The 12,335-nt window shown below is 65.0% G+C and carries 11 protein-coding genes; all 11 read left to right on the forward strand.

Annotation, left to right across the window (positions count from 1 at the left end):
• Positions 1–10 precede the first annotated feature (10 nt).
• The 11 genes from FJ980_RS15690 to FJ980_RS15740 all read left to right on the forward strand — a co-directional run bounded on the left by FJ980_RS15690 (position 11) and on the right by FJ980_RS15740 (position 12,181).
• Positions 11–1,417 carry an amino acid permease gene (locus FJ980_RS15690; protein ID WP_140544182.1) on the forward strand — a complete coding sequence of 469 codons (1,407 nt, stop codon included), beginning with the start codon at positions 11–13 and terminating at the stop codon, positions 1,415–1,417.
• A 46-nt stretch (positions 1,418–1,463) separates the two neighbouring features.
• Positions 1,464–2,153: a hypothetical protein gene (locus FJ980_RS15695; protein ID WP_181181219.1), complete on the forward strand. Its 690-nt coding sequence runs from the start codon at positions 1,464–1,466 to the stop codon at positions 2,151–2,153.
• Entirely contained in the window at positions 2,150–2,479 is a 330-nt protein-coding gene (locus FJ980_RS15700) for a hypothetical protein (RefSeq protein ID WP_140544184.1), read from the forward strand. The genes FJ980_RS15695 and FJ980_RS15700 overlap by 4 nt, the downstream gene beginning before the upstream one ends.
• An 85-nt stretch (positions 2,480–2,564) precedes the next feature.
• A complete protein-coding gene (locus FJ980_RS15705; protein WP_140544186.1) occupies positions 2,565–3,461 on the forward strand; it encodes a glutamine amidotransferase family protein in 897 nt (298 codons plus the stop codon).
• Positions 3,462–3,465: 4 nt separating this feature from the next.
• The gene (locus FJ980_RS15710; protein ID WP_140544188.1) at positions 3,466–4,212 is read left to right on the forward strand and encodes a GXGXG domain-containing protein; all 747 of its coding nucleotides are present in this window, start codon (positions 3,466–3,468) and stop codon (positions 4,210–4,212) included.
• Between the two features lie 6 nt (positions 4,213–4,218).
• Positions 4,219–5,547 (forward strand): FMN-binding glutamate synthase family protein, encoded by a 1,329-nt coding sequence (locus FJ980_RS15715; RefSeq protein ID WP_140544190.1) that lies wholly within the window; start codon positions 4,219–4,221, stop codon positions 5,545–5,547.
• Positions 5,548–5,584: 37 nt separating this feature from the next.
• On the forward strand, positions 5,585–6,892 hold the full coding sequence (gene glnT, locus FJ980_RS15720; RefSeq protein ID WP_140544192.1) for a type III glutamate--ammonia ligase: 1,308 nt from the start codon (positions 5,585–5,587) through the stop codon (positions 6,890–6,892).
• Between the two features lie 92 nt (positions 6,893–6,984).
• Positions 6,985–8,238 carry a sarcosine oxidase subunit beta family protein gene (locus FJ980_RS15725; protein WP_140544194.1) on the forward strand — a complete coding sequence of 418 codons (1,254 nt, stop codon included), beginning with the start codon at positions 6,985–6,987 and terminating at the stop codon, positions 8,236–8,238.
• 67 nt (positions 8,239–8,305) lie between these two features.
• Complete coding sequence (locus tag FJ980_RS15730) at positions 8,306–8,581, forward strand: sarcosine oxidase subunit delta (RefSeq protein ID WP_140544196.1); 276 nt, start codon at positions 8,306–8,308, stop codon at positions 8,579–8,581.
• Positions 8,581–11,562 (forward strand): sarcosine oxidase subunit alpha, encoded by a 2,982-nt coding sequence (locus FJ980_RS15735; RefSeq protein ID WP_140544198.1) that lies wholly within the window; start codon positions 8,581–8,583, stop codon positions 11,560–11,562. Before FJ980_RS15730 ends, FJ980_RS15735 begins: the two co-directional genes overlap by 1 nt.
• On the forward strand, positions 11,555–12,181 hold the full coding sequence (locus FJ980_RS15740) for a sarcosine oxidase subunit gamma (RefSeq protein ID WP_140544200.1): 627 nt from the start codon (positions 11,555–11,557) through the stop codon (positions 12,179–12,181). Before FJ980_RS15735 ends, FJ980_RS15740 begins: the two co-directional genes overlap by 8 nt.
• Positions 12,182–12,335 lie beyond the last annotated feature (154 nt).

Below are 12,335 nucleotides of genomic sequence, written 5' to 3' on the forward strand. Positions count from 1 at the left end.
GGGGACTGATATGACGGCTGCGGTTGAAACGGCACAAACGACGACAATCCACGGCGACAGGGTCTCGCTGCTTCGGGTGCTCGGCCCGGCGCATGTGTGGGCGCTCGGCGTCGGCATCGTGCTGGTCGGCGAGTTCACCGGCTGGAATTTCTCCGCCGACAAGGGCGGCGCGCTTGCCGCGCTGATCGTCTGCTGGGTCGTCGGACTGCTCTACACCTCGGTCGCTATGATCGATTCGGAGGTGACGTCCACCGTCGCCGCCGCCGGCGGCCAATACGCGCAAGCCAAGCATATCGTCGGGCCGCTGATGGCCTTCAACGTCGCGCTGTTCCTGGTATTCGCCTACACCATGCTGGAAGTGTCGGACGCGATCCTGCTCGGCGACACGATCGTCGCCAAGGCCGGCGTCGAGGGGCTGACACATAATTCGTTCATCGCCGCCACCATCGTCGTGCTCGCCTGGCTCAACTATCGCGGCGTGCTGATGACGCTCAACGTCAATTTCGTCATCACTGCGATCGCCTATGTCTCGATCGTAATCCTGTTCTTCTCGGTCAGCCCGTGGACGCAAGGCGCGGTGTTGAAGCTCAACGAGCTGGTCACTCCCGCCAATGCGCTGCCCTATGGCTGGATCGGCGTCATCGCCGCCTTCCAGTTCGGCATCTGGTATTATCTCGGCATCGAGGGCACCACTCAGGCAGCCGAGGAAGTGCGCTCGCCGGCGCGCTCCCTGCCTTACGGCACCATGGCCGGCATGATCACGCTTTTGATCGCCGCCGCGATGACCTGGTATGTCTGCGCTTCGCTGATGCCCTGGGAATATCTCGGCATCACCTATTATCCGCTGTGGGACGCCGGCAAGCTGACGGGCAGCCCGCTGCTGGAAAACCTGCTCTTCATCGCGACGCTGCTGGCCGCGCTTGCCTCGGCCAATGGCTGCATCAACGACGCGGCGCGTGCCTGGTTCTCGCTCGGCCGCGACCGCTATCTGCCGAGCTGGTTCTCGGCGGTGCACCCGAGGTATCGCACGCCCTATCGCTCGATCCTGTTCCTGCTGCCGATCGCGCTGGCCTTCGCCTTCATCGCCGATCTCAACCAGGCGATCACCTTCTCGATCCTGTCGGGCGTGCTGCAATACACCTTCATGAGCATCAACATCATGATGTTCCGCAAGAAGTGGCCGCTGGGTTCGATCCGCCGTGGCTACACGCACCCCTTCCACCCACTGCCGGCGATCGTGCTCTTCTGCCTGTGCATGGTGACCTTCTTCGCCATCTTTCTCGGCTTCGGCTCGCAGCTGATCGCGATGATCGTCTTTTATTTCCTGATCTCGCTATGGTTCCACTTTTACCGCTACAAGTTCGTGCGGCGCGGCGACCAGTTCTCCATGCCGTGGCCGAAGCCGCAGGGTTATTGAGTGGAGTAAGGGCCCGCCGTTCGATGGCGGGCCGTGGCGTATCGAAATGTCCGAGCTGACGTCAGTATTGCTTACCGGGGCGATCGCATTGGCCGTCGCCGCTCACATTGCCTGGCTGGCGCGTGCGGGCCGCAACAGGGCGAAGGCGGCCCTGGCCGCCGATACGGCCAGCGTCCGCAGCGTCGTTGCGGACGCCTCCGACATTTCCGACGGCACGGCCGGCGTCGTCACCTGGGCCGGTTCCTGGAAGGGTCAGCGCGTCCAGGTGCGGACCATCGTCGACACGCTGGCGACGCGAAAGCTGCCGACGCGCTGGCTCAGCGTTTCGATTACCGAGCCGGTCGCGGTGCCGGGCACGTTCGACATGATGATGCGGCCGAATTCGGCGACGACATTCTCCAATTTCGACCATCTGCCGCACACGCTGCCGAAAGTGCTCGGCCTTCCCGCCGACGCGGTGCTCAGGACGGACCGCAGAGGCGTCGCCTTCCCACAGGATCTGATCGCCGCGCATACAGACATCTTTGCCGAAAGCCGCGCCAAGGAATTGCTGATAACGCCGAAGGGCGTGCGCATCGTCTGGCTGCTGGCCGAGGCCGAGCGCGCTCGCTACGGTGTGTTCCGGCAGGCGGCGTTCGGCGATGCCGGGATCGATCCGGCGTTGATCGAACGGCTGCTCGAGGCAGCCTCGACGCTTCGCCAAGCCATCAACCGGCGCGAAAGGCGGGCCGCATGAGCGACGAAACCGCCACCCCTGCTCCCGCGAATCCCTATCTCGTGCTCGGCGCCGCGATCGTCTTGCCGGCAAGCGGCCATGTCATGCTCGGCGTGCCGGCGCGCGGGCTGCAATTCCTGTTCTTCATGGTAGTCCTTGGCTGGATAACCACCAAGCTGGCGCCGGTCGACGCCGGCTTCATCGGCCGCCATGCCGGCGGCTTCCTGATCTATGCCCTCTCCATCCTCGACGCCTATAGGATCGCGCGCATCCGCCATGCGATCTGGGTTCACAAGGCGCGTCCGGGCGGCGATAGTGCCGAAGGGGATGCACCGCCGAATATATAACGACAGGAAAATTTCTTTCATACCATTGAATTCGGTTTACTCATTGGGTACATCATCTGAGAGCCAAAAAACGTCGGAGGCTGGCATGTGCGGAATCGTCGGACTTTTCTTGAAGGACAAGGCGCTGGAGCCGAAGCTCGGCGCCATGCTGTCGGAGATGCTGGTGTCGCTTAGCGACCGCGGTCCGGACAGTGCCGGCATCGCCATCTATGGCGCGGCCACCGGCAATGAAGCCAAGATCACCGTGCAGTCGCCGAAGCCCGATCGCGATTTCCGCGGCCTCGACGCCGAGCTCGCCAAGGCGATCAGCGCGCCGGTCAGTGTCGCGGTCAAGTCCACGCATGCGGTGATCCGGACCACGCCGGACAAGGTCGACGCCGCGCGCGAGGCGCTGCAGACGCTCCGGCCCGACATCCGCATCATGGGCGCCGGCGAGGCGGTGGAGATTTACAAGGAAGTCGGCCTGCCCGAAGCCGTCGTCGACCGCTTCGGCGTGCGCGCGATGACCGGCACGCATGGCATCGGCCACACCCGCATGGCGACGGAATCGGCGGTGACGACGATGGGCGCGCATCCTTTCTCGACCGGCGCCGACCAGTGCCTGGTGCACAACGGCTCGCTCTCCAACCACAACAATGTGCGCCGCGAGCTGATCCGCGACGGCATGACCTTCGAGACCGAGAACGACACGGAAGTGGCAGCTGCCTATCTCTCCAACCGGATGGCGCATGGCAAGAATCTCGGCGAGGCGCTGGAAGGCACGCTCTCAGACCTCGACGGCTTCTTCACCTTCGTCGTCGGCACCAAGAACGGCTTCGGTGTGGTGCGCGATCCGATCGCCTGCAAGCCGGCCGTGATGGCCGAGACCGACCAGTATGTCGCCTTCGGCTCCGAATATCGTGCGCTGACCAAGCTGCCCGGCATCGACAATGCGCGGGTCTGGGAGCCCGAGCCCGCAACCGTTTATTTCTGGGAGCATTGAGCTGATGCCGGCAACCCCAATGTCGAAGGCCGAGCGCGAGCAAGGCCATGCCCACAGTCAGGCATCACGCGTCTTTGACTTGTCCGTGCATTCGCTGCGCGAATTGAACCAGGCGCTGCACAGCCTTACGCCCGGCTCGAACGAGACCGCCTGGGAAGTGCTCAACCCGAAGGGCAGCCATTCGGTGGCAGTCGGCGTCGACCAGCCGGTCAGCATCGATGTGCGCGGCAGCGTCGGCTATTACTGCGCCGGCATGAATGACGGCGCGGCGATCACCGTGCATGGCTCGGCCGGCCCCGGCGTCGGCGAGAACATGATGTCGGGCTCGATCGTCATCAAGGGCGACGCCAGCCAGTATGCCGGCGCCACCGGCCGCGGCGGGTTGCTGGTCATCGAGGGCAATGCCTCGTCGCGCTGCGGCATTTCGATGAAAGGCATCGACATCGTCGTGCACGGCAATATCGGCCACATGTCGGCCTTCATGGCGCAGTCCGGCAACCTCGTGGTGCTGGGCGACGCCGGCGACGCGCTGGGCGATTCCATCTACGAGGCGCGGCTTTTCGTGCGCGGCAAGGTGGAAAGCCTCGGCGCCGACTGCATCGCCAAGGAGATGCGGCCCGAGCACATCGAATTGCTGCAGGCCCTGCTCGACAAGGCCGGCGTCACCGACGTCAAGGCGTCGGAGTTCAAGCGCTACGGCTCGGCCCGCACACTCTACAATTTCAATATCGACAACGCCGACGCGTATTGAGGCAAGATGACCTACCGCAACCCGCCGACGACGCCGCGCAAATCCGCGACCTTCGACGACTACACGCTTTCCGAAATCCGCCGCGCGGCTGCGACCGGCATCTATGACATCCGCGGCGCCGGCGCCAAGCGCAAGCTGCCGCATTTCGACGACCTGCTTTTCCTCGGCGCCTCGATCTCGCGCTATCCGCTCGAAGGCTATCGCGAGCGCTGCGACACCTCGGTGGTGCTCGGCTCGCGCCACGCCAGGAAGCCGATCGAGCTGAAGATCCCGATCACCATCGCCGGCATGAGTTTTGGATCGCTCTCCGGGCCGGCCAAGGAAGCGCTCGGACGCGGCGCCACGCTGTCCGGCACCTCGACCACCACCGGTGACGGCGGCATGACCGAGGAAGAACGCGGCCATTCCAAGACGCTGGTCTACCAGTACCTGCCCTCGCGCTACGGCATGAATCCGCGCGACCTGCGGCGCGCCGACGCCATCGAAGTGGTCGTCGGCCAGGGCGCCAAGCCGGGCGGCGGCGGCATGCTGCTCGGACAGAAAATTTCGGACCGCGTCGCCGAGATGCGCACGCTGCCCAAGGGCATCGACCAGCGCTCGGCCTCGCGCCATCCCGACTGGACGGGGCCGGACGATCTCGAGATCAAGATCCTCGAGCTGCGCGAGATCACCGACTGGGAAAAGCCGATCTACGTCAAGGTCGGCGGCGCGCGGCCCTATTACGACACCGCGCTCGCGGTGAAGGCCGGCGCCGATGTCGTGGTGGTCGACGGCATGCAGGGCGGCACGGCTGCCACCCAGGAAGTGTTCATCGAGAATGTCGGCCAGCCGACGCTTGCCTGCATCCGGCCGGCGGTGCAGGCGCTGCAGGACCTCGGCATGCACCGCAAGGTGCAGCTGATCGTCTCGGGCGGCATCCGCAACGGCGCCGATGTCGCCAAGGCGCTGGCGCTGGGCGTCGACGCGGTCTCGATCGGAACGGCGGCGCTGGTCGCGCTGGGCGACAACGATCCCCGCTGGGAGGCGGAGTACAGTGCGCTCGGCACAACGGCCGGCGCCTATGACGACTGGCACGAGGGCCGCGATCCGGCCGGCATCACCACGCAGGACCCCGAGCTGATGAAGCGGGTCGACCCGATCGCGGCTGGACGGCGGCTCGCGAACTATCTCAAGGTGATGACGCTGGAAGCCCAGACCATCGCACGCGCCTGCGGCAAGAACAGCCTGCACAATCTCGAGCCCGAGGATCTCGTCGCGCTCTCGATCGAAGCCGCCGCCATGGCCGGCGTGCCTTTGGCCGGCACCAACTGGATACCGGGAAAGAACGGCTTCTAGGACAAACTTCCAAGACACATAAGCGAGGAACTACATAATGGGGAACGATCTCGCCGCATTCGCCAAGGAGAACGGCGTCAAATATTTCATGATCTCCTACACGGACCTGTTCAGCGGGCAGCGTGCCAAGCTGGTGCCGGCGCAGGCGATCGCCGACATGCAGAAGGACGGTGCAGGATTTGCCGGCTTCGCGACATGGCTTGACCTGACGCCGGCGCATCCGGACATGCTGGCGGTGCCGGATCCGGCTTCAGTCATCCAATTGCCATGGAAGAAGGACGTCGCCTGGGTAGCCGCCAACTGCATCATGGAGGACAAGGAGGTTAACCAGGCACCGCGCAACACGCTGAAGCGGCTGATCGACGAAGCCGCCCGCGACGGCATGCATGTCAAGACGGGCGTCGAAGCCGAGTTCTTCCTGATCTCGCCCGATGGCAAGGCGATCTCCGACGAATACGATACAGCCTCGAAACCCTGCTACGACCAGCAGGCGGTGATGCGGCGCTACGACGTCATCGCCGAGATCTGCGACCATATGCTGGCGCTGGGCTGGGGCCCGTACCAGAACGACCACGAGGACGCCAACGGCCAGTTCGAGATGAACTGGACCTTCGATCACGCGCTGGCGACCGCCGACAAGCACTCCTTCTTCAAGTTCATGGTCAAGTCGATCGCCGAAAAGCACGGCCTGCGCGCGACGTTCATGCCCAAGCCCTTCCAGGGCCTGACCGGCAATGGCTGCCATGCGCACATCTCGGTGTGGGACGAGACAGGCAAGACCAATGTCTTTGCCGACAATTCGGAAGAACTCGGCCTGTCCGCCAAGGGCAGGAACTTCCTCGGCGGCATCATGAAGCATGCCTCGGCGCTTGCCGCGATCACCAATCCGACGGTCAATTCCTACAAGCGCATCAACGCGCCGCGCACCATTTCGGGCGCCACCTGGGCGCCAAACACGGTCACCTGGACCGGCAACAACCGCACGCACATGGTGCGCGTGCCGGGACCCGGCCGCTTCGAATTGCGCCTGCCGGACGGCGCCGCCAATCCCTACCTCCTGCAGGCCGTCATCATCGCTGCCGGCCTCGACGGCATCCGCTCGAAGGCCGACCCCGGCAAGCGCTACGACATCGACATGTACCAGCTCGGCCATACGGTCACGGATGCGCCGAAACTGCCGCTCAACCTGCTCGACGCGCTGCGCGAGTTCGACAAGGACAAATCGCTCAAGGCGGCGCTGGGTGAGGAATTCTCGTCGGCATATCTAAAGCTGAAGCAGCAGGAATGGAATTCCTATGCTTCGCACTTCACGCAGTGGGAGCGCGACCACACGCTGGATATCTGACCGTCCTGTAGTGGAGCATGATGTCGTCCGAAAACCGCTTCACACTTTTCGGCATCATGCTCTAGCGGTGCGAGCGACCTCGGAATGAACTGATGAAATATTCTATCTTCTCGCTCGCCCGCGCCGCCCTTTCCGGCCACAAGAACTGGCAGCCGACCTGGCGCGACGCGGCGCCCAAGGACCGCTATGACGTGATCATCATCGGCGGCGGCGGCCACGGGCTCGCCACCGCCTGGTTTCTCGCCAGCGAGTTCGGCATCCGCAACGTCGCGGTGCTGGAGAAGGGCTGGATCGGCTCCGGCAATGCCGGCCGCAACACCACCATCATCCGCTCCAACTACGGGCTGCCCGGCAACACCGGCTTCTACGAATTGTCGATGAAGCTGTGGGAGCGGATGGAGCAGGACCTCAACTACAACGCGATGGTCAGCCAGCGCGGCGTGCTCAACCTCTATCACTCCGACGCGCAGCGCGATGCCTTCGCCCGGCGCGGCAACACCATGCGCATCAACGGCATCGATGCGGAGCTGCTCGACCAGGCGGCGCTGCGCAAAATGCTGCCGTTCCTGAATTTCGACAATGCGCGCTTCCCCGTGCAAGGTGGACTGCTGCAACGCCGCGGCGGCACGGCGCGGCATGATGCCGTGGTGTGGGGCTACGCGCATGCGGCGAGCGAACTCGGCGTCGACATCATCCAGAATTGCGAGGTTACCGGCTTCGCGCGCAACGCCAACGGCAAGGTCACCGGCGTCGAGACATCGCGCGGCAAGATCGGCGCCGGCAAGGTCGGCATGGCGGTGGCGGGCTCCTCGTCACGGGTCGCGGCTATGGCAGGTCTTCGCCTGCCGATCGAGAGCCATGTGCTGCAGGCCTTCGTCTCCGAAGCGATCAAGCCGCTGATCCCCGGGGTCATGACCTTCGGCGCCGGACATTTCTATGTCAGCCAGTCGGACAAGGGCGGGCTGGTCTTCGGCGGCGACATCGACGGATACAATTCCTATGCACAGCGCGGCAATCTGCCGGTGGTGGAGGATGTCTGCGAAGGCGGCATGGCGCTGATCCCGATGATCGGCCGCGTGCGGCTCTTACGCCAGTGGGGCGGCATCATGGACATGTCGATGGACGGCTCGCCGATCATCGACAAGAGCTCGGTGGACGGCCTCTACATCAATGCCGGCTGGTGCTATGGCGGCTTCAAGGCGACGCCCGGCTCCGGCTTCGTCTTCGCCCATCTCATCGCCCGCGATCAATCGCACAAGGAAGCAGCACTCTTCCGCCTCGACCGCTTCCAGCGTGGCGCCATGATCGACGAGAAGGGCCAGGGCGCCCAACCGAACCTGCATTAGGGATTGAGCAGGATGTTATCCAAAAACCGCTTCACACTTTTTGGCATCATGCATTGAAGACCCAGCCATGCGCATAGTCTGTCCCTTCTGCGGCGAACGCGAACTCGGCGAGTTCACCTATCTCGGCGACGCCAAGCCGCAACGGCCGGCGGCCGATGCCGGCGAAGACGCGGTCTACGACTACGTCTATCTGCGCGACAACATTGCCGGCCCGATGAGCGAGCACTGGTACCATGGCGGCGGCTGCCGGGCCTGGCTGAAGGTCACCCGCAACACGCTGACGCATGAGATTTCGGCCGTCGAGCCGGCGGCGGGCGCAGGCGCCGCCAAGGTTGGTGCGTGATGCGCGGCGATCAGGCAAACCGGCTGAACAATGGCGGTCTCATTGACCGCTCGGCTGCGCTCAACTTCCGCTTCGACGGCAAGACCCTTTTCGGCTTCAAGGGCGACACGCTGGCTTCCGCGCTGGTCGCCAATGGCGTCAAGCTCGTCGGCCGCTCGTTCAAATATCATCGTCCGCGCGGTATCCTGACCGCCGGCTCCGAAGAGCCCAACGCGTTGGTCGAATTGCGCAGCGGCCCAAGGCGTGAGCCAAATACAAAAGCGACAACGGCCGAGCTCTATGAGGGCCTGGAAGCGGCCAGCCAGAATCGCTGGCCGTCGCTCAATTTCGACGTCATGTCGGTCAACCAGCTGTTCGCGCCGATCTTCGTCGCCGGCTTCTACTACAAGACCTTCATGTGGCCAGCGAAATTCTGGGAAGCGATCTATGAGCCTGCGATCCGGCGCGCCGCGGGCCTTGGCCGCGCGGCCCAGGTTTCCGATCCCGACCATTATGACAAGGTCTGGGCGCATTGCGATGTGGTGATCGCGGGTTCCGGCCCGGCAGGCCTGGCGGCGGCCCTTGCCGCCGCGCGCTGCGGCGCGCGCGTCATCCTGTGCGAGGAGGATTTTGTCCTCGGCGGACGCCTGCTTGCCGATAGCGGCATGATCGACGGATTGCCGGCCGCCGAATGGGTTGCGCGCGCGGTTGCCGAGCTTTCGGCGATGCCGGATGTGCGCATCATGACGCGCACGACTTTGTTCGGTGTCTATGACGGCGGCACCTATGGCGCGATCGAGCGTGTCAACGACCATTTGCCGACACCGCCCGAGCATCAGGTGCGCCAGCGGCTATGGCGGATCGTGGCCAAGCGCTGCGTCGTCGCGGCCGGCGCGATCGAACGCCCGATCGTCTTTGCCGGCAACGACACCCCGGGCGTGATGATGGCATCGGCCATGCGCAGCTACATCAACCGCTACGCAGCCACGCCGGCGCGGCGCATCGCGCTGTTCACCAACAATGAGGATGGCTGGCGCACCGCCGAGACGGCGATCGCGGCCGGACTGCAGGTTGCCGCGGTGATCGACGCGCGGCCGGACGTTTCGCCGGCCCACCGCTTGCTTGCAAGCAAAGGCGGCTTTCCGGTGCTGCACGGCGCCGTCGCCGGCGTCGACGGCGGCAAGGGCGGGGTGCGCAAGATTTCCGTCTCGCTGACCGGCGGCGCGCGCGCCGAGGTCGAGGCGGACGGGCTCGCCGTCTCGGGCGGCTGGAACCCGGCGGTCGGCCTCACCTCCTACCACCGCGGCAGGCCGAAATGGCGCGACGACATTGCCGCCTTCGTGCCGGATGGCGCACCGCCCGGCATGGTGGCGGCAGGCGCGGCCAACGGCGCCTTCGGACTTGGCGCCTGCTTGCGCGAAGGGTTTGAAGCCGGCGCTGCCGCCGCGCGCGATGCTGGACGCAGCGGCAATATCGGATCGATGCCGGTCGCGGATGACGACGCTTTCTCGCTGACGCCGCTCTGGCATGTCGCCGGCAAGGGCAAGGCCTTTGTCGACCAGCAGCACGACGTCACCGCTTCCGATGTCGAGCTGGCGCAGCGCGAGGGTTTTCAATCGGTCGAGCATCTGAAGCGCTATACGACGCTCGGCATGGCGACCGACCAGGGTAAGACGTCGAATGTCGCCGGCCTCGCCATCATGGCGGCGGTCAGCGGCAAGTCGATCCCCGAGACCGGCACGACGATCTACCGGCCGCCTTACGTGCCAGTTGCCATCGGCGCCTTTGCCGGCCACCATCGCGACGAGAATTTCCATGCGACGCGGCTGACGCCCTCGCATCACTGGGCGGCCGAACAGGGCGCCGTCTTCGTCGACACCGGGCTGTGGAAGCGCGCGCAATGGTATCCGCGCGCGGGCGAGAAGAACTGGCTGGAATCGGTGACACGCGAGGTCAAGGCGGTGCGCAGCGGCGTCGGCTTCTGCGACGTCTCGACGCTCGGCAAGATCGACGTGCACGGGCCCGACGCAGGCGCCTTCCTCGACCGCGTCTACATCAACGCCTTCTCCAGCCTCGCCGTCGGCAAGGCGCGCTACGGGCTGATGCTGCGCGAGGATGGCATCGTCTATGACGACGGCACGACTTCGCGGCTCGCCGATGACCATTACTTCCTCACCACCACGACGGCCAAGGCCGGGCTGGTGATGCAGCACCTGGAATTCTGCCGCCAAGTGCTGTTCCCCGAGCTCGACGTGCAACTGACCTCGGTCTCCGACCAATGGGCGCAGTTCTCGATCGCCGGACCAAGGACGCGCGATCTGCTGAAAGAGATCGTCGATCCGGCCGAGGACCTGTCGAACGAAGGCTTTCCGTTTATGGGCGCGCGCGAGGTCAAGCTGCGCGGCGGCCTGAAGGCTAGGCTGTTCCGCATCTCCTTCTCCGGCGAGATGGCGTTCGAGATTTCGGTGCCGGCGCGCTATGGCGAGGCCATGGCGCGCAATCTGATGATTGCGGGAAAACCGTTCGGGGTGACGCCTTACGGCACCGAGGCGCTGGGCGTGATGCGCATCGAAAAAGGCCATGTCGCCGGGCCGGAACTCAACGGCACCACCACGGCGGGCGATCTCGGCCTCGGCAAGATGATGTCGACCAAGAAGGATTTCATCGGCCGCGTCATGGCCGGCCGCGAGGCGCTCGTCGCGCCGAACCGGCAGGTGGTCGTCGGCATCAAGCCGACCGACAAGGCGCGCCGCCTGCGTTCCGGCGCGCATATCATTCCAAAGGGCGAGACCCCCGGCCCCGACAACGACCAGGGCTATGTCACCTCGGTCTGTTTCTCGCCGGTGCTCGACCAGTGGATCGGGCTGGGCCTCGTCGAGCGCGGCCGCGAGCGCACCGGCGAGATCGTGCGCGCGCACGACCCGCTGCGCGGCGAGGACTATGATGTCGAGCTCTGCAATTCCGTCTTCTACGATCCGGATGGAGGGCGCCAGCGTGGCTGAGTTTTCCTGGGAGGTTCGCAGCCCGCTCGACCGCGCGCTGGTCACCGGCTCTTATGGCGCGCAAGGCGACGCCGGCGTGTCGCTGACCGAGATCCGCAATTTCGATCTCGTCCAGGTGATGGCGCGGCGCGGCAAGGCCGGCGAGACGGCGAGGGCCGCGCAGGCGCGCTTCGGCATCGCCGCGCCGGAAACGCCCAAGACGGTCGATACTGCCGACGCGACGCTGATCTGGTCGGGACCGGACCAATTGCTGGTGCTGTCCAAAGGCGGCAAGCATACGATCGAAGCACTTGCGCCGGTCTTCGTGGGTTCGGCCTCGCTTTCCGACCAATCGCATGCGCGGGTGCTGATCAGCATATCCGGAGAGAAGGCGCGCACGATGCTGGCCAAGCTGTCTTCGATCGACCTGCACCCCGATGTTTTCGGCGTGGGTGCCGCGGCGGCCACGTCGATGGATCACACCAGTGTCACGCTGTGGCGCGGCAAGGATCGGGTGGATGGACAGGCGGTGTTCAATCTCCTGGTGTTTGCAACCTTCGCTGAGAGCCTCTGGCACACCATCCTCGACTCCGCCGCCGAGTACGGCGTGACGATCGGCCATTCGGAAGACGTGGCATAGCGATGCGCGACTCCCCTTCTCCCCTTGTGGGAGAAGGTGGATCGGCGCGATAGCGCCGAGACGGATGAGGGGTGTTTCAGCGGAGTGAGACGCTGGCTTTCCCTGGAGCACCCCTCATCCGGCCGCTTCGCGGCCACCTTCTCCCACAAGGGGA

Source organism: Mesorhizobium sp. B1-1-5, from assembly GCF_006443065.1.
Lineage (GTDB): Bacteria > Pseudomonadota > Alphaproteobacteria > Rhizobiales > Rhizobiaceae > Mesorhizobium.

Coding starts and splice junctions, on each gene's coding strand:
- FJ980_RS15705 (WP_140544186.1), top strand. CDS start 2,565: ATGTGCGGAATCGTCGGACTTTTCTTGAAGGACAAGGCGCTGGAGCCG.
- FJ980_RS15690 (WP_140544182.1), top strand. CDS start 11: ATGACGGCTGCGGTTGAAACGGCACAAACGACGACAATCCACGGCGAC.
- FJ980_RS15725 (WP_140544194.1), top strand. CDS start 6,985: ATGAAATATTCTATCTTCTCGCTCGCCCGCGCCGCCCTTTCCGGCCAC.
- FJ980_RS15730 (WP_140544196.1), top strand. CDS start 8,306: ATGCGCATAGTCTGTCCCTTCTGCGGCGAACGCGAACTCGGCGAGTTC.
- FJ980_RS15695 (WP_181181219.1), top strand. CDS start 1,464: ATGTCCGAGCTGACGTCAGTATTGCTTACCGGGGCGATCGCATTGGCC.
- glnT (WP_140544192.1), top strand. CDS start 5,585: ATGGGGAACGATCTCGCCGCATTCGCCAAGGAGAACGGCGTCAAATAT.
- FJ980_RS15735 (WP_140544198.1), top strand. CDS start 8,581: ATGCGCGGCGATCAGGCAAACCGGCTGAACAATGGCGGTCTCATTGAC.
- FJ980_RS15710 (WP_140544188.1), top strand. CDS start 3,466: ATGCCGGCAACCCCAATGTCGAAGGCCGAGCGCGAGCAAGGCCATGCC.
- FJ980_RS15715 (WP_140544190.1), top strand. CDS start 4,219: ATGACCTACCGCAACCCGCCGACGACGCCGCGCAAATCCGCGACCTTC.
- FJ980_RS15700 (WP_140544184.1), top strand. CDS start 2,150: ATGAGCGACGAAACCGCCACCCCTGCTCCCGCGAATCCCTATCTCGTG.